Source organism: Paenibacillus sp. FSL L8-0641 (genome assembly GCF_038006265.1).
Taxonomy (GTDB): domain Bacteria; phylum Bacillota; class Bacilli; order Paenibacillales; family Paenibacillaceae; genus Paenibacillus; species Paenibacillus polymyxa_D.
Genome location: NZ_JBBOUW010000001.1, coordinates 2103159 through 2119855, shown reverse-complemented (window position 1 = coordinate 2119855; position 16697 = coordinate 2103159). Strand labels below are relative to the sequence as shown.

Annotated in this window: 15 protein-coding genes; 5 read left to right on the top strand and 10 right to left on the bottom strand. The window is 45.3% G+C overall.

Annotation, left to right across the window (positions count from 1 at the left end; all coding sequences use genetic code 11):
- Window positions 1-141 precede the first annotated feature (141 nt).
- The 3 genes from MKY16_RS09635 (at window position 142) to MKY16_RS09625 (ending at window position 2096) form a co-directional block, all read left to right on the top strand.
- Complete coding sequence (locus tag MKY16_RS09635) at window positions 142-672, top strand: GNAT family N-acetyltransferase (RefSeq protein WP_340955172.1); 531 nt, start codon at window positions 142-144, stop codon at window positions 670-672.
- Window positions 673-874: 202 nt separating this feature from the next.
- Window positions 875-1246 (top strand): iron chaperone, encoded by a 372-nt coding sequence (locus MKY16_RS09630; RefSeq protein ID WP_340955170.1) that lies wholly within the window; start codon window positions 875-877, stop codon window positions 1244-1246.
- 172 nt (window positions 1247-1418) lie between these two features.
- The gene (locus tag MKY16_RS09625; RefSeq protein WP_029514758.1) at window positions 1419-2096 is read left to right on the top strand and encodes a tetratricopeptide repeat protein; all 678 of its coding nucleotides are present in this window, start codon (window positions 1419-1421) and stop codon (window positions 2094-2096) included.
- A 102-nt stretch (window positions 2097-2198) separates the two neighbouring features.
- On the opposite strand, the gene MKY16_RS09620 is transcribed toward MKY16_RS09625, so the two are convergent.
- The 10 genes from MKY16_RS09620 to MKY16_RS09575 form a co-directional block, all read right to left on the bottom strand.
- Window positions 2199-2843 carry a GDSL-type esterase/lipase family protein gene (locus MKY16_RS09620; protein WP_340955168.1) on the bottom strand — a complete coding sequence of 215 codons (645 nt, stop codon included), beginning with the start codon at window positions 2841-2843 and terminating at the stop codon, window positions 2199-2201.
- A 71-nt stretch (window positions 2844-2914) separates the two neighbouring features.
- Window positions 2915-3337 carry a GNAT family N-acetyltransferase gene (locus tag MKY16_RS09615; RefSeq protein WP_340955166.1) on the bottom strand — a complete coding sequence of 141 codons (423 nt, stop codon included), beginning with the start codon at window positions 3335-3337 and terminating at the stop codon, window positions 2915-2917.
- Between the two features lie 43 nt (window positions 3338-3380).
- A complete protein-coding gene (locus tag MKY16_RS09610; RefSeq protein WP_340955164.1) occupies window positions 3381-3935 on the bottom strand; it encodes a nucleotidyltransferase family protein in 555 nt (184 codons plus the stop codon).
- 19 nt (window positions 3936-3954) lie between these two features.
- Window positions 3955-5208 carry an MDR family MFS transporter gene (locus MKY16_RS09605; RefSeq protein ID WP_340955162.1) on the bottom strand — a complete coding sequence of 418 codons (1254 nt, stop codon included), beginning with the start codon at window positions 5206-5208 and terminating at the stop codon, window positions 3955-3957.
- Between the two features lie 55 nt (window positions 5209-5263).
- The gene (locus MKY16_RS09600; RefSeq protein WP_340955161.1) at window positions 5264-6979 is read right to left on the bottom strand and encodes an ATP-binding protein; all 1716 of its coding nucleotides are present in this window, start codon (window positions 6977-6979) and stop codon (window positions 5264-5266) included.
- A gap of 49 nt (window positions 6980-7028) precedes the next feature.
- Window positions 7029-8093: a cobalamin B12-binding domain-containing protein gene (locus tag MKY16_RS09595; protein WP_340955159.1), complete on the bottom strand. Its 1065-nt coding sequence runs from the start codon at window positions 8091-8093 to the stop codon at window positions 7029-7031.
- 192 nt (window positions 8094-8285) lie between these two features.
- Complete coding sequence (locus tag MKY16_RS09590; RefSeq protein ID WP_029514766.1) at window positions 8286-8747, bottom strand: MarR family winged helix-turn-helix transcriptional regulator; 462 nt, start codon at window positions 8745-8747, stop codon at window positions 8286-8288.
- A gap of 199 nt (window positions 8748-8946) precedes the next feature.
- A complete protein-coding gene (locus MKY16_RS09585) occupies window positions 8947-9396 on the bottom strand; it encodes a VanZ family protein (RefSeq protein WP_340955157.1) in 450 nt (149 codons plus the stop codon).
- On the bottom strand, window positions 9396-10064 hold the full coding sequence (rpiA, locus tag MKY16_RS09580) for a ribose-5-phosphate isomerase RpiA (RefSeq protein WP_068940619.1): 669 nt from the start codon (window positions 10062-10064) through the stop codon (window positions 9396-9398). Before rpiA ends, MKY16_RS09585 begins: the two co-directional genes overlap by 1 nt.
- Before the next feature lie 60 nt (window positions 10065-10124).
- On the bottom strand, window positions 10125-10595 hold the full coding sequence (locus MKY16_RS09575) for a GNAT family N-acetyltransferase (protein ID WP_340955154.1): 471 nt from the start codon (window positions 10593-10595) through the stop codon (window positions 10125-10127).
- A gap of 466 nt (window positions 10596-11061) precedes the next feature.
- Here MKY16_RS09575 and MKY16_RS09570 point away from each other — a divergent pair, with 466 nt between their 5' ends.
- Both MKY16_RS09570 and MKY16_RS09565 read left to right on the top strand, forming a co-directional pair.
- Window positions 11062-12831, top strand: a complete 1770-nt coding sequence (locus MKY16_RS09570; RefSeq protein WP_340955153.1) for a methyl-accepting chemotaxis protein — start codon at window positions 11062-11064, stop codon at window positions 12829-12831.
- 147 nt (window positions 12832-12978) lie between these two features.
- Window positions 12979-16674 (top strand): non-ribosomal peptide synthetase family protein, encoded by a 3696-nt coding sequence (locus MKY16_RS09565; protein WP_340955150.1) that lies wholly within the window; start codon window positions 12979-12981, stop codon window positions 16672-16674.
- Window positions 16675-16697: the final 23 nt, after the last annotated feature.

Below are 16697 nucleotides of genomic sequence, written 5' to 3'. Positions count from 1 at the left end.
GTTCAACACGTAATTCGATCCTCTTCTCTAGCACTTTCTCTCAAAATCTTGGATCTTCCCCATCAGATCTGCTTAAATAGGATTAATAGAATGTGCAGAAAACACGAATATGTATGCTAATTATAGACAGGAGGAATCGTTATGCAATTTGAGACAAAACGGCTCATCATTCGTGATATTTGTACATCCGATTGGGGAAGTATACATACCTACACGTCATTGCCTGAAGTTACTAGGCACACAGCATGGGGACCCAATACAGAAGAAGATACAAAGGCATATATAGAACAAGTTCTAGCCTCACAGCAGGAAATGCCACGACAAGACTACGAACTAGCCATATGTCTGAAAAACACTGGAATCCTGATCGGCGGTGTTGGTATTCATGTCAAAGATACTAATGCAGAAATGGGCTATATTCTAAACCCAGATTATCAAGGAAAGGGTTATGCAACAGAAGCGGCACGAGCCCTGCTAGGCTTTGGATTTAGCACACTTGCTGTCCATCGTATTTATGCAACATGTCGTCCAGAAAATAAGGCTTCTGAGAAGATTATGCAACAGATCGGAATGCAACGTGAAGGTATAATGCGAGAACACTGGTACTACAAAGGCGAATTTCACGATTCATATTTGTACTCTATTCTTTCTGAGGAATATAACAGGACATAAAAGGTATTGTTTACATCTTGGGAAGCATGTTGCTGCGATAAATTGATAGTAAACCATTTTGACTATCTAGTTTGAAAATATATATCGTTGGAAATAGGTGTTGTTAAGAACGTGTCTGAGCCATTCTATGAGGAGTTTTAACGACAAATAGGTTCGAGGAACTTCTCTGAACGATACAATTTTTAATTAAGGAGGGAACAACATGGAAGCTTTTGCAGAATATTTAGCGCATATTGATAACCCCCAACATCGGGCTCGAACGCAAGAAGTATTGGCTTGGGTAACCAAGAAATTTCTAAATTTAATGTCAAAAATTGCGTGGAATCAGCCTATGTTTACGGATCACAGCACATTTATTATTGGCTTTAGCGTAGCCAAACATCATTTGGCCGTTGCCCCTGAAAAGGCAGGGATTAATCATTTTTCTGAGTTAATTGTGCAGGCGGGCTATGATCACACCAAGCAGTTGGTACGTATCCAGTGGGATAGTCCAGTTGATTTCTCATTACTTGAGAAAATGATCGAGTTTAATATTTTGGATAAGGCAGACTGTTCAACCTTTTGGCGGGAATAAAAAAAGGTTCCTTTTCTCGTAAAACTATACACCGAGCATCACAAATAAGTGTTTTTCTTCTCACCCCCTCTACCATCCTTCGAAATCTCATCAGGCTAATGCCCCTTAAAGCGGCTTTATGCTATAATGTGGAAAGTATGGATTGTTACATGCACAGGAGGATTGGAGAAAAATGATTGGGAAATTTTTAATTTTCTCTCTACTATGGAGTTTGCTCGGCAACCCGTTTCTGGCACTGCTCGTACTCTTAATCGTGATCTATATATTGGATCGTAGCTTTGTCGGTGTATTGCCCAGCATCAGCAAACCATGGAAAAGAAGACGCAATGCCGCTCGATTGCGCCAACAGATTGCGCTAAACACCAACGATGTGGCTGCTAGGTTCGATTTGGCTCGTATCTGGATCGAAAGCAAGAAATATCCGCAGGCTTTGGAGCTCTTATTGGAAATTCAATCCCGTTATGAAGACTCAGCAGACTATTGGAACGCACGGGGAACGGCTGAAGTACATACAAACCATCTGGAGGATGGAGAACAACATTTACTAAAAGCACTGGATATTAACCCGCGGGTACAGTACGGTGAGCCTTATTTGCATTTAGCCGCTGCTTTCAAGGAACGTGACGTCAATAAGTCGCTTCATTATCTGCAGCAATTTCAGGAGATTCAGTCTTCTTCCAGCGAGGGTTATTATCTGACAGGCTTGATGTACCGTATGCTGGGACGCAAGGATGAAGCCACTATAGCCTTTAACCAGTCCATTGCCGTCTATCGTTCTCTACCCAAATACCGCAAACGAAGTGAGCGCAAGTGGGCTGCGCGTAGCTTATTCCGTAAATCAATCGGCTAAACAGCGCCTACTAACGCAAACAAAGAGGTTCATAATGGTCAGTTTCTACTGTCATCATGAACCTCTTTCTTTAATATACTTTGTCTGATCCAAAGCATCCTCTCACGCTCGCCTTAATGGCGCATAACCAAGCCGATTCAACTCTTCCGCAATCACGCGATAACCACGACTGTTCGGATGCACCCGGTCTAACGAAAGTAGTGCCCGTTCATAGCCCTCAAATGCGGGATAACTATTCGCCACCCGGTAATTCGGTCCGCCTAATGTATAGAGAAACGAGTTGTACTGACGCACATATACTCCCGCCTCCCTTACTTCTGGAAAAGGATTATATAATCCCACCATTCGAATGATAAATGGCTCACGCTGACCGGACTTTATCTGATACAGGGCATGTACAATTTGGCGTACATGTTCTTTTGTGTGATTCAACGCTTGTGGAATGGAAGAACCCGACAAGCCGGACCCTCCAGCAAGGGCGCTGATGTATGGGCGCAGATCATTCCCGCCGATCGTTACCGTTATAAGTTCAGCCCGGCTGATCGCCGACCGAAAAAGTGGATTGTTGCGGACCATGGACAGCAACTCCTGCGATGTCAGCCCGTTAATTCCCAGATTCTCGTAACTGACTGGCGTACGCAGATGTCTTTCTGCCATTCGCCGATAGATAGGTACAAATCCGCCGCTCAGCAACGTCCCTGCACCTGTTGTTAAAGAATCTCCAATCGCTGTGTAGTGGTACGCCAATGAAACCCACCTCCCTCTTTCTGCATAACATATCTTATGTAGAAAGAGGGACGCGGGACCCGGAGATTCGCTTATTCTTCGTCTATTTCATATACACAATGGAATTGCCCACCATCCGGCAAATCCTCTGATCCATACACGGCAAAGCCCACGTTGCGGAAAAAATCTGCCCCCTCCGCATCCGTGTCCACAGTAAGCCGTTTTGGATTACGCTCCTGAATGAGCGTAAGTAGCATACCTCTGGCATATCCTCTATAGCGGTTTTCAGGCAACACGGCCAGATGGCGAATTACAGTTGTTCCATCCTCCTGGTCCTCAAAGCCGACAATACCTACAATAAGTCCTTCATCTTCTACACCGAACAGCTTCCAGTCATCCGAGGCTTGATAGGTACGTAAAGCTGCTTCTCCGCGTTCAGGGTGATCCAGCACGGCGTAGGTTAACAGCTCCAGAACTTCCTCACGATCTGAATCTATTTTTATATTTTTAAACATTGTTTGTCGTCTCTCCTTAATATCCTAAAATTAGGATTTCACTCTAATTCTCCATAATAAGCAACGGCCAGTTATCAAGCCATTGCTTCTCAAATACACGCTGACGATAAGCCGTTGTGTGACGAAACAAAGGGCTTTGTCGTACCCGCATATCCAGCAGATCTTCCAATCCATGCGGACAAATGACCTCTATTTGATCCTTGTCATTCAATCTAACCGCCACCGCCGTTGCCGTCTCTGGCCAGCGGCTCATCGCATCCTCTACCGAGGAATAAGGAGCCTCCCCGTTGCGAAAATGCATCCGAGCCTGATTTTTGACAGACCAGTTACGTCCGGCCTGCTTACGGTTCAAGGACAACTCTAGATACTCATCTCGTTCCTCTAGCGTGTTTTTCGGGTCAAAATAGATAACATCTATATCGTTTAAAGGTGTAGCCGTTGTATAGCCATGGAGCTTATCCCAAACGCGGTTACGTACATAGCCTGCGGCAATACATCCTTGCGGCAACTTCAGCTCTCGCACATAGCGCAAGTCTTCCAGTACCTGCGGATCATTCATATATTGTATGACTCGTAGCACATCTTCTTCCGCCTTCATCCTGCACTCAACTCCCTTTTTATGATGACAGTTGCTGCACCGATTCTCCTCCTTGAGCCGCGATCCGTGCTGTACGCTGCACCAGGCGGCGGCGTGCGACCAGAAGGAACGGAATACCAATCACAACCGACAGGGCAACCGGAACAAAAACAACAAGCGGCGCCGTTTGACCATAGATATCCAGCAACCAGCCACCAAATAAAGGAGCCAGCACGCTTCCCAAATTATTAAAGCCGATTGTACCGAAGTAGGTCCCTTTATATTGAGCATCTGCAATTTGGTCAATCAATACGTCCAGCATCGTGAACAATAGCACTTCACCAACCGTAAACAGCACCATATCCAGTATAAACATCCAGCCTGAGTTTAGCATACCGCACAGCAACAGGCTGACCGCAATACATATATTCCCTGCAATCAGGGAATTCACCGGGGAAAATCGGCTTGCCAGCCGCACCAGCGGATATTGAAATGCCAATACACAAACCGCGTTGACCGTCAGCATATATGTAAACCATCGAGTTCCTTCCGTGAAGGATAAGGACAAGAATTGAGGCATTGTGGAATTGGAATGCGCATAGCCCATCACACAAAATACCGTTCCCAGCAAAATCGGCATAAACACCGGATCACGGCTGGCTGTACGGAATGCCTCAGCCATTCGCAGTGGAACCTCTCCCGCCGCTGTACCTATATGCAGATCCGATGCATAACGGGCAAATTGGATCAACAGCAGTACCCCGTATAGTGCGTACACACCAGCAGCTACCATAAACGGCGTACCATTGGATGCAGATCCTAACATCAAACCAAGCAACGGTCCTGCCACTACCCCAACATTAATGGCCGCATATCTCATATTATAGATAAGCAGTCTTTTCTCCTTGGGGGTTACATCTGATAACAGCGCCCGCGAGGTTGGCTCGAACAAGGACCTGCACAGTCCATTAAGAGCATTAATGACAAAAAAGGCCCAGGCCGCTTCCGCCAACGCAAAAGCAACGAATACAAGCGCCCAGCTCGCAATGGACACCAACATCACCTTACGCCGTCCGATTCGATCTGAAATATATCCACCGTAAAAGCTGGCAAAAATGCCGACCAACGAGCTTACCGACACGATCACCCCCGTATGAAAGGGGGTCACCCCTAAACGGGTGGTAAGGTAAATTGACAAAAACGGGATGCTCATGGATGTCGCCATCCGCCCGAAAATAGTACCGACAATAATCGTCCAGGCCAGCGGGTGAATGGAACGCAACTGTTCTTTCATATATGCCTCTTACGTTCTCCTTTCGCGTGAAAGTCTAATAAGGGGGGAAAACGGTCTAGCGCTGGTGAATATAACGTTCCAGTTCTAAACACGTTGCTTGATAGACAGATTGGAGCGCAGACAACTTCGCTTTCGCATTCTCGAGTCGGTTCTCCCGTGCAAGCTGTTCAATATCGGACAGCAACGAGGACAAACGCCCGACACCCAGACTCACGCTGCCTGATTTCAACTCATGAGCAGCCTCTACTACTTTTGTGACTTCGCCCGCAGCAGCCAGTTCTCTTAACTTATTGATTTTGGCAGGTGTATCACTTGTATACATTTCGACCAATGACTCCAGTAGTGCCGTGCTGCCATCCTCGTCCAGCAGCATAATTTCACGTATAACTTCCTTATCCAAAATCGGCTCGGTTTCCGGCTTTGGAAGCCATTTGACAAGCTTTTCAGAGAGCTTTTCAATCGTTACTGGCTTTATCAAGTAATCGTTCACTCCAACCTCCCGGCCCCGTGCCTGATCCTCCTCAGACACATTTCCGGTCAAAGAAATGATCGGTACAGGTGGTTGCTGGTTTTCTGATTCTCTCTGGCGGATCGCTTTTGCCGCATCATGACCATTTAGCAGAGGCATGTAATGATCCATTAGAATACAAGCGTAGGATCGTTCGGAGGCCGCTTTTACAGCAGCTTGTCCATCCTCAGCAAAATCAATATGCTGGAATCCCAAATGGTTAAGCTGTAATTGCACCACCTGACGATTTACCCGATTATCCTCAGCCACCAAAATAGTTTGAGAATGACTATGCTCACGCAGCAACTCGCTAAATACCTTTAAATCACCATTTTCATGCTTCTCCATTTCGTCTGCCTGCCCCGATCCTTTCATGAAGGGAATTTCAAACCAGAACGTAGAGCCTTGGCCTTCTTCACTGATGACCCCAATTTCTCCCTGCATGAGTTCCACAAATGAACTGCATATCCATAGCCCCAAACCCGTTCCTCCATATTGGGAGGCACTGCCTTCACCGGCTTGTACATAAGGCTGAAACAGCTTATTCTGATCCTCCGGTGAAATCCCAATACCCGAATCCTGCACCTCAAACCGAACACGTTGGGAATCTTTTGTTTCTTCCACTAATTTTGTTCGAACGATGAGCAATCCTTCACTCGTAAATTTATTCGCATTGTTCAACAGATTGAGCAAGATCTGCATGATCCTTGCCGAATCTCCCTCCAGATGCTCTGCCACATCGGTATCGGTCTCTATACTCAAACGGTTACCCATCTGATAGATTTGCGGCTCCAACAACTGAGCAACATGGCCCATAATCGCCTCAACTCTAACGTTTCCGATCTCCAGTTCCATCTGTCCTGCTTCCATTTTGGATATATCAAGCAGATTATTAATCATATTCAACAACAGGGAGGCTGACTCACGTATCACACTGATGGCCTGCCGTTGATCTGGGGAAATTTTGGATGAACCTAACATTTCGATCATTCCAAGTATTCCGTTCATTGGCGTTCTGAATTCATGACTAACCACAGCCAGAAAAGTGCTCTTTAGGTCATTAGCCCGTACCGCTTCTTCCTTCGTCCGTGATAATTCCGCATTGCTTTTGGCAAGCTGACGCTGTAGATTAACCAGCTCGTTGTTCATTGATGAAAATTCATTCAGCAGCTTTTCTTCCTCAGCCTTGCCTTTCACAATCTCATCCGTTAATTGTTCGACTGTTTTCCGCAGGACAGCCATTTCTGCTGTCGGTTCCTTCATATTAAAAGGCCCCCTTTACAAAATGACTTACAGGTTCACAAAACTAACCTTATTTCCTGAGCGAAAGTAAGTCACCCGCAACCTCCAGCGCTTCTTCCGCACCTGGCGCGTATCCGTCCGCCCCTACTTCTTGCCACAAGAGGGAATCGAGATTAAAAGGCAAGCCTCCGACCATAATTTTCACATGGCTAGTCGTTGGGTCTTGCCGAATGAGAGCAATTAACTCTTTCACTAGATGGACATGGTAAGCCATGGTAGCTGAGATAGCTACTACATCCGCCTTGTAACTCACAATGGCCTGAAGCAGACTCCGGTTAGGTACATTGGCGCCTAAATAATACGTATCCCAACCATCCATTTCAAATATATCAGCCAGCATGCGCACTCCAATTTCATGCTGCTCGCTGCCTACACACGCCGCCACGAGGCAGCGTTCCTCACTTCCACTCCCCATCCATCTAGGGTACAGGCTGGAAATAATAAATTGAGTCACGGCAGTGCAAAAATGCTCTTGACCGACGGTGATTTTGCCTTCATGCCATAGACGGCCTATTTCATATTGCGAAATTTGAAAAATATATTTATAAGTATGTTGAATAGAGATACCCTCATCCAGCAAGCGAACGATCCAATCCAAAGCCTGTCTGCGATTACCTGAGAGTAAATACTCCAAATACTGAGCCACGTCAGTAGCATAGGGATTATCACCTGTAATAAAAGAGGCATACTCCTCTTTCTTTCCAATTTGCTGTATCCCCAAATCCAGATGCTCCAGCACCATGGTTTTATCCGTATGGTCGAAGTGCTTTACCAACGTCTCCTGAATTAATCTGAAATTAATGCTCAAATCTTCTTGGGTTATGCCGAAACCCTCCAGAAGCTTTTTTAACCAGGAAACATACTGTGTAAATAAAATAGGGCTGTTCATGATTACACTTTCAGCCAAATAGTTCAAACTATATATGGAATCTTGTTTTGTCTTTATTTTACCGTTATCCCCAAAACGCTGCAAAAGATCGGGCTGTAATTCGTATTGCTTATAGGTAACTAATTCAGCCAAAGCTCCTGCTTGCATCAATAGCGATTCACCTGCGGTATATTGCTGTATACTCATGTACAGCTCCTTCCCCGACAAGGTTTTGTATTTGGAACAGGTACTGGGGATTTGTTCCGGACGTGACTATTAGACAATTATACCTGATTTGCGTCCCTACATTAACCCTACTCCCCCATAATACGACAAAAAAATAAAATACCGAAAAGTCGGTATTTTATTTAAAGCAGATTTAACCTGTACATGCACCATTTATGATCCGTTACTCTTCTGCCCCTCAGCCGTTAGTCCAAGCTTTTTTAACAGATGAATAGCCTGCTCCTTCTCTTCCACAGATAAGCCATCCACGGTCTCCATAATGACACGATGATGCTGCGGGAATATTTGCTCAAAGAAGTGACGTCCCTCATCAGTCAATTCTGCATAAATCACACGCCGATCATCTTGCGAAGCACGACGGGTAAGCAAGTTTTTCTTCTGAAGTTTATCGACCACGTACGTAATATTCCCACTAGAGATTAGTACCTTTTCTCCAATTTTCTGTAAAGGCTGTGGCCCCCGATAATACAGCAGATCAAGCACACCAAATTCTGTTGTATTTAATCCATGACTATGAATGTCCCGATTCGTACGAGACGTGACCGAATTATAAGCACGAGCCAGAACAACGAACAAGTTAAGTGCTAGGTCCTGATCATCTGGTTTTACAGACATATTAACAGCCTCCGTTACTCATATCTTTATTCCAAGATATCTTAATTGTGTACTTTTGTCAAGTTTAAGCGTTCCTCCCCCTGCTCCTACGGCCTATAAACGGAGGAATTATCGTCTATTATGTGAAGGTTACAGTTCATTATGTAAAATAAGCCCGCTCTCAGTCAGTCTTAACACACTGATCCAGAGAGCAGGACGATTATATTGCAATCCCCAACTTCTTACGTAAAAGTACGTAGGCAACGCGGCCGCATAATACTCCCAGAACATTCAGTATAATGTCATCTACATCCATTGTACCTACGCCCAGTAGCATTTGGGATACCTCAAGAATGACCAGTGAGATCACTATCGTTACCAACAGACTGCCTATACTTCGCATGGACACCCAAATGATAGGCACAAGGATACCGAAGGGAATGAATACGCCAATATTACCGAGCAAATTAACACCCCATACCCGAAAAGGAAACGACTCCATTGCCCGCCAGTATTGCCTGATTGTATCAAATGGAACCATATTATACGAATACGGAGGTCCCGGTCGTAATGTACGACCAAAACCGAGAAACATCCAATATAATAGAAGCCCTGTATATAAAATCAATAACACCAATGCCACATGTTGAAACAGGCGGGTCCTAGACATTACTTGTTACGGACGTCGATCTGTCCATTGGCCCGTGCGATAATCACCTGGTCCGCCATATTAATGAACAGTCCGTTATCGACTACACCCGGAATTTGGTTCAAGCGGATTTCCAACTCCTGCGGATTCTCAATCGTACCATAGCGACAATCGGCAATATAATTACCGTTATCCGTAAGGAAGCGCTCGCCGTCTTTCATACGCCACTCCGCTTTGCAGCCCGTCTGCCGCAAGGCCTCCAACGTCCATTCACTGGCAAAGGGTACGACCTCAACGGGTAAAGGAAATGCACCCAGTACCTTCACATCCTTGGACTCATCGACAATAATAATTAATCGGTCGCTATTGCTTTCCACAATTTTCTCTCTCAGCAGGGCTCCGCCTCCACCTTTCACCAGCACCAGCTGCTCATTCACCTCATCTGCACCGTCGATGGTAACATCAAGCCTTCCAATCTGATCAAACGGAATGATGGGAATTCCCAGCTCCCTGGCCTGATCTTCCGAGGCTTGGGATGTAGCTACAGCCTGTATATGTAATCCTTGCGCTACACGCTCACCAATTTTTTGAATAGCCCAAAAGGCTGTCGAGCCTGTACCAAGTCCTACTTTCATGCCGTCCTGAATCGCCTCAACTGCTTTTTCGGCCGCTTTTTGCTTCAAATTCATTATCATCTCTCCCGCTATATAGGCTAGTATTGATCATCATCCATTTTATAAGAGAACGCTTTATATTAACAGAGACAGCTTTTTACCATAACAAAGGCTGTTTTCATCGTGTTCATACTCCCCAAATCGTTCAATAGGTTCGTATCCCCGCTTGGTATAGAGAGCAATCGCTTCAGGTTGAGCCGCTCCGGTCTCCAGTTTAATCCTTACCACTCCCCGTTTGCTGGCTTCCTCTTCCAAAAAAGATAATAGGCTCACCGCAATTCCTTGTCTGCGATAAGAGGAATCGACATAAAATCTTTTAAGCTCCATTTCTTCCGCATCTATAGGCCTAAGCCCTCCACAAGCCACCGGTTTTTCGTCCACATACACAACAGCGAAAAACATTTCTTTAACTTTCGGATTGGAAAAATCAACCAAGTAAATTTCATCGGCAGGATACCTTTCCAGCAAGTCCTCATCCAGCCTTTGAATCAACTTATGCAGATCCTCGTGATTACTCTCAACCTTTAAAATCGTAAGCTTGGACATTCTTCTTATCCCTCTTCTCTTTGCATGGATATAAAGACTCATTTGCAAACAATTCACAAAAACCGCGATAAATCAAGCATTTACAACGTTAAATATGAAAAATGTCCCAAATTGATAAGTGCATTTGACTCTATTATAAAGTATGATGGTTTCTGTTGAATAGTTGCTTATGGACTGTAATGAATTCAAATCTCAAGTTGAAGTATAAATTGGAATATACTGAAACACAGACAGCGTTTACCTATTAAAATTAATTTTTTATTGTGTAAGGTATTCATTTCAAGGGCTTTTCGTACGACATATATATAGGGATATCATACTTGTCTGTAAAAGGACTTAAGACCTATTACATAAAATTCAAGGGTCTATGATCTCGATTATTTTGTTTGTAAGGGGGACTTGATTATCTCATTCGATAAGCGGTTCAACACCATATACAAAAAATACAACCAGGGAGTGGAACATTTTGAAAAAGTGGAGTAGCTTATCATTCTTCACCAAAAACCTATTATTATCCTTCTTCAACATCGTATTGATTGGGCTAGTTCTTATTGTGTCCAGCTATTTGATCCAACGTACGATTTTGATAGACCAATTGCATGGGCAAGTGGAAAAAATCACATTGAAGTGGGCCCAGGGCATTAATTCCGATGAAGTAACCCAAGCGGTTCAAGAGAAAAATTATGATGGACCCATTCAAACCAAACTCCGCGCGTACCTAGATAACATCATGGCGACGAATCCAAATATCTCTCATGCCTATATTTTCGGGACGGAGCTCGAAAATGGCAATCTGACATCTATTGTGGCGATGCCAACGGATCTCAGAGAAGCATTTGAAAAAGATAAGATGCTCGTTGGCTCTATGTATGAGCAACCCAATGTCGTGGCAGTAGGCGTAACCGGTATGCTGGACAGTGGCAAACCAACATTCACCAGCTTCTACGATGATACTTTTGGTACATGGACGACTTTGATGACTCCGATTAAAGATCCAAGTGGCAAAATCTTTGCATATTTTGCAGTCGATGCAGATGCCGGTGCCGTACCTGCAGGATTGACCAAGCTGCTCATTAGCGGCGCTACCATTTTAGTGATTTTCCTACTGATCTGCCTGGCGCTTCAATATTGGGTTGTGAAACGTACGCTGTCCCCGATTAAGCAATTGATGTACGGTATCAGCGAAGTAAGCAGAGGAAATCTGGATGTTCAAATTCATGCAGGTCATGATGATTTAGGACTCGTAAATCAGAATTTCAACGATATGGTAAGTCATATTAACAGCATTATGACTAAAGTGAAGCAGACAACTGATGAAGTCAATGAATCCGCCAAAGAATTACTCGCAATCTGCGAACAAAACGGAATCAATTCCAACATCATCAATCAAAATATCAGTGAAATCACGGAGAATATCCGTTCGCAGGAAAAAGCAACAGGCGATAGTGCACGTGCCATGGCTGAAATGGCTTCGGTCATTCAAAATATTGCCACGAGTTCTTCCAATGTTGCGGAAGAAGCCAATTCGGTAGAGAAACGCTCTAACGAAGGCAACGAGATTGTAAGTAAGGTATCATCCCAAATGCACTTGATTACCGATACAGTAACCAATACTTCCCGTATCATCAAGTTGCTCGACAGTCGTTCGCAGGAAATTGGCAATATCATCAGTACCATTTCAGGCATCTCCAGTCAAACCAACCTGCTCGCTCTGAACGCTTCTATTGAAGCTGCGCGCGTTGGTGAAGAAGGTAAAGGCTTTGCCGTCGTTGCCAGTGAAGTACGTAAGCTGGCAGAACAATCTGCGGAGGCAACCAAACAGATTACATCACTGATTGAAGAAATTCAAAATGAAATCGGACAAGCTGTGAAGTCGATGGAGCAAGGAAACGTTGAAGTTCAAAACGGAATCGTCGTTGCTGGACAAGCAGGCGTGCTGTTCAATGATATTCTTCAAGCAACTAAAAATGTAGCATGGCAAATCCAAGAAGTATCCAGCGCTACTGAGCAAATATCTGCGGGTACACAGGAAATGACAGCGACAGCAGACGATCTTTCTTCCACTGTAACCAAAACAGCCAATAACAGTGTTCACATTGTGCAAACGGTGGAGGAACAAAAAGCTTCTTTGGATTCGATTATTGATTCATCCCATAAATTGACATCCATGTCTGAAGAGCTTCAAGAAATTACATCTTATTTCAAAATTGCAGACATCAACCGTAGCAAATCATAATAGCCATTTATCGACTTAAAGTTAATTTCATAAGTAAATCATTCATTCGGTAATGCCTCCCTCCTGTTCATGCATTTGAAGGGATCGGAGGCATTTACTGAGTTTACCATTTATATTAAGACATCATACATTCAGGAGGTTAGCGTAATGGCTTCATTACTACAAAACAGTACACAGACAACCCCTTCCCCATTCCTAGTTCCCTTGGATTATGCACGTATACAACGCAAGCATACATCCTCTACTTATCAAGTAGAGTTAGAAGCGTCCATCTCGGAACAATTAAATCAGCAAAAAACTGCGGGAGACAAACAAGCGTTGCTCTTATCAGCATATACTGCATGGGTATATCGCCTTTCCGCAGAAGAAGAAGTTTCTTTTTCTACTTTCGTGCCACAAACTGGTCTGCTTACAGCTTCGCTGACAGTCGAAAAGGAAACGACTTTTCATGAACTAGCAGACTTATTTCAGGAGATGCTCCGTCAGCCAAGTGCACACCTTGCGGAACCACAAGCCGATACTTCATTTTCGACAAATCTGCCTACGGACAGCGGTGTAGAATCCCGCATTATGGATTGGGCTGTCAGTGAACACAATGGCGCTTATCAAATACAGATACGATATGATCAATCACTCTTGCTGGAAACAACGGTTGTCCGATACGCAGAATACTTTGAAACCCTTTTGCGTGGCGCGCTAACCAACAGCCATGCACCTGTGAATTCAATTGATATATTATCGGATGCAGATCGAGCTGCTCACGAAGCTTTAAATAATACAGTCGTGAAATATCCTGAGCATCAAACTATTCATGGAATGTTTGAGGAGGCGGCTTCACAATACCCTGATCGTCCGGCTATTGCTTCCCACACTGGAGAGTACACGTACCGTGAGTTGAACGAACGCGCTAACCAAGTCGCACGTGTCTTGTTATCCAAAGGTCTTACCAAAGGTGAATTCGTGACCATCTTCATGGAACGGAGCTTAGAGACCGTTATTTCACTGCTTGGTATCCTAAAAGCCGGAGGCGTATATGTACCTGTTGATCCCGCCCACCCCGCTGACCGGAGTAGCTACATTGTCGAAGACACGCGTTCTCCTTTTGTATTAACAACTTCCGCACTTATGGAACAAGCGACTGAACTGTGCGGTTCTATTGAAACGGTAAAAGAAATTTTAGCTATTAACGGGCCGCTGGCAGGCTATGCTGCAAGCAATCCGAACGTTCGTGTAAGTCCGGATGATCTAGCTTATGTCATCTATACATCCGGCTCTACAGGCAAACCGAAAGGTGCCCTGATCGCTCACCGCGGTGTTGTTAACCTAGGAGCTGTCGTGCAACGCGATTGCGACATTACACCTCAGGATGTATTGACCCAATTTGCAACCTACAGCTTTGATGCATCCGTTTGGGATACCATTGGAGCCTTGTTTTACGGTGCAAAATTGTACTTGCTGTCTTCTGAAGAGCGTGTATCTGTTGAAGAATTCGCTGAAGCCATTGCACGTACAGGCACGACGATTATTACCATTTTGCCAACTGTATTCTTTAATCAGCTATCTACGTACTTGTCAGACGAAGGCTATCGCAAACTCGCTAAGGTACGGATTGTTACTGTAGCAGGCGAAGCGCTGTACGGCTCCCAAGTTCGAGCGTTCCAAAGCAAGTTCGGTACAGATACCGACATCGTAAACGTATACGGACCGACCGAATGCACCGTAGCGACAACGACCCATCGGGTCCGTGGTGCCGTGCCTGAGCATGTCGTCAATATCCCGATCGGCAAGCCGATTTACAATTACAAAGTGTATATCGTTAACGATGATAACAAGCTCTGCCCAGTCAATATTCCGGGTGAAGTATGTATTGCTACTCCTGCATTGGCCCATGGTTATCTCCATCAGCCAGAACGTACAGCGCAATCGTTCGTGGACAATCCTTTTGTTCCGGGTGAAAAAATGTACCGCTCGGGTGATATCGCCAAGCTGCTGCCAGACGGTACGATTGAATACGTAAGCCGCAAGGATTCGCAGCTCAAAATTCGTGGAAATCGGATTGAAATCGGAGAAATTGAAGATCATTTTTCCAAACATCCAGGTGTTCAGGACGTTGCTGTGGTAGCCGTCAAAGATCACACAGATCAGAACATGCTAGTTGGCTATTTCACCACTTCGGATGGACAATCCATTCCACAGGACGTTATTCAGTCTTATATTGGGGGCAAGCTACCTTCTTATTTTGTACCGAGCCATGTCGTTCATTTGGAAGCTATGCCAATTTCACCAACTGGCAAGATCGATCGCAAAAAGCTGGCCCTGCGGCCACTGCCGGAAGCGTCTGATCTTTCATTTGGCGGGGAACCTCTTCGCGAAGGAACCGAAACACTCATTGCCGAAGCATGGACTCAAGTGCTTGGTAAAAATAACATTGGCGCTACCGATGATTTCTTCCTGATCGGGGGCGACTCGCTTCGTGTCATTCATGTGCTGGCTATTCTGAAGCCACGTTATGGCGCGCTGCGCATCGGAGATTTTTTCCGCTACAAAACCGTTCGTGAGCTTGCTGAATACGTGGAACAATTAGGTACGGAACAAACGCAGCAACGCAAGCCACTCGCGATTCCTCAAGAAAAAATGGATTTGAATGAGCATCCTATTGAGCTGTCTGATGCTTCTGACTTAGCTGAAGTCCGCGACTTGCGCGTGATTTTGTTGACTGGAGCTACAGGCTATCTGGGCTCGCACATTTTGTATGACCTGCTTCAACGGACAGAAGCCAAAATATACGCGATGGTACGCCCTTCTCAGGACGGTCCATCTGGTATCGAGCGTATTCAGTCCGTATTGACGGGATATTTTGGACATGATATCTCCAGCTTGATCGAAGGACGAGTGAAGGCTGTCTATGGGGATCTGGAGCAAGCTGATCTGGGTCTCTCTTCTGTCGACCGCCATATGCTGGAGCACCAAATCGACGGCATTATTCACAGCGCCGCTGACGTACGTCATTTTGGTGATTCGGCAGCCTTCGATCGCACGAATGTGACCGGAACACTGGAACTGTTGAAAATCGCTCAAGCCAAGCCAGGAGTATCCTTCCATCATGTCTCCACTATGGGAATACCGGAGGATCTTGCTAACGAAGGAAAATGGGAGTCGGCATTGGAGCTTTCTGCCTTCCCAGACGAACTGAATGTGGACAACCTGTACACGAATAGTAAACTGGCTGCGGAGAAGCTGTTGTTCCAAGCAGCTCAAGCGGGTACGCCTGTCTCGATCTATCGCGCGGGTAATTTGACAGCCCATTCGGCCAACGGACGCTTCCAGCGAAATATTGATAGCAATGCTTATTATCGTATGATGAAGGCGATGCTGCTGCTGGGCAAAGCGCCACAAGCCGATTGGCATACGGACTTCACACCGATTGATTACGCCAGCCGTGCTATCGTAGAGCTGTCTGTTCATCAAAAAAGCGCAAACCGTATTTTCCATATCTGCAATCCGAACCCACTGCCATATGATGAACTGATCGCTATGGTAAACCAACTCGGTTACGCAGTAGAAACCCTGCCTTTTGACGATTACAGCGCCTGGTTGCTAAATCCGTCTTCCGGCATTCAGGAGGATGCACTTCACCTTGCTATGGGACAACTAGAAGGTGACGGAGCCAAGGATTCAGCTTACCGTTACGGATGCTCTGTAACCACAGCTCTGCTGGAACAAGCTGGCGTTCAATGCCCGGCAACCGACCTGAATTTTATTCGGAACATGATCCAGCATGCCGTCGAGATCGGTTACTTCCCGACCTCTTCACCGGTATCTGTAAAAGCTACACAGAGGTAACAAAGTTGTGATATTTCCCCCGC

Excerpts from the sequence above, each read along its gene's own strand:
- MKY16_RS09635 (WP_340955172.1), top strand. The coding sequence starts at position 142 with ATGCAATTTGAGACAAAACGGCTCATCATTCGTGATATTTGTACATCC.
- MKY16_RS09630 (WP_340955170.1), top strand. The coding sequence starts at position 875 with ATGGAAGCTTTTGCAGAATATTTAGCGCATATTGATAACCCCCAACAT.
- MKY16_RS09625 (WP_029514758.1), top strand. The coding sequence starts at position 1,419 with ATGATTGGGAAATTTTTAATTTTCTCTCTACTATGGAGTTTGCTCGGC.
- MKY16_RS09615 (WP_340955166.1), bottom strand. The coding sequence starts at position 3,337 with ATGTTTAAAAATATAAAAATAGATTCAGATCGTGAGGAAGTTCTGGAG.
- MKY16_RS09610 (WP_340955164.1), bottom strand. The coding sequence starts at position 3,935 with ATGAAGGCGGAAGAAGATGTGCTACGAGTCATACAATATATGAATGAT.
- MKY16_RS09605 (WP_340955162.1), bottom strand. The coding sequence starts at position 5,208 with ATGAAAGAACAGTTGCGTTCCATTCACCCGCTGGCCTGGACGATTATT.
- MKY16_RS09600 (WP_340955161.1), bottom strand. The coding sequence starts at position 6,979 with ATGAAGGAACCGACAGCAGAAATGGCTGTCCTGCGGAAAACAGTCGAA.
- MKY16_RS09595 (WP_340955159.1), bottom strand. The coding sequence starts at position 8,093 with ATGAGTATACAGCAATATACCGCAGGTGAATCGCTATTGATGCAAGCA.
- MKY16_RS09590 (WP_029514766.1), bottom strand. The coding sequence starts at position 8,747 with ATGTCTGTAAAACCAGATGATCAGGACCTAGCACTTAACTTGTTCGTT.
- MKY16_RS09585 (WP_340955157.1), bottom strand. The coding sequence starts at position 9,396 with ATGTCTAGGACCCGCCTGTTTCAACATGTGGCATTGGTGTTATTGATT.
- rpiA (WP_068940619.1), bottom strand. The coding sequence starts at position 10,064 with ATGAATTTGAAGCAAAAAGCGGCCGAAAAAGCAGTTGAGGCGATTCAG.
- MKY16_RS09575 (WP_340955154.1), bottom strand. The coding sequence starts at position 10,595 with ATGTCCAAGCTTACGATTTTAAAGGTTGAGAGTAATCACGAGGATCTG.
- MKY16_RS09565 (WP_340955150.1), top strand. The coding sequence starts at position 12,979 with ATGGCTTCATTACTACAAAACAGTACACAGACAACCCCTTCCCCATTC.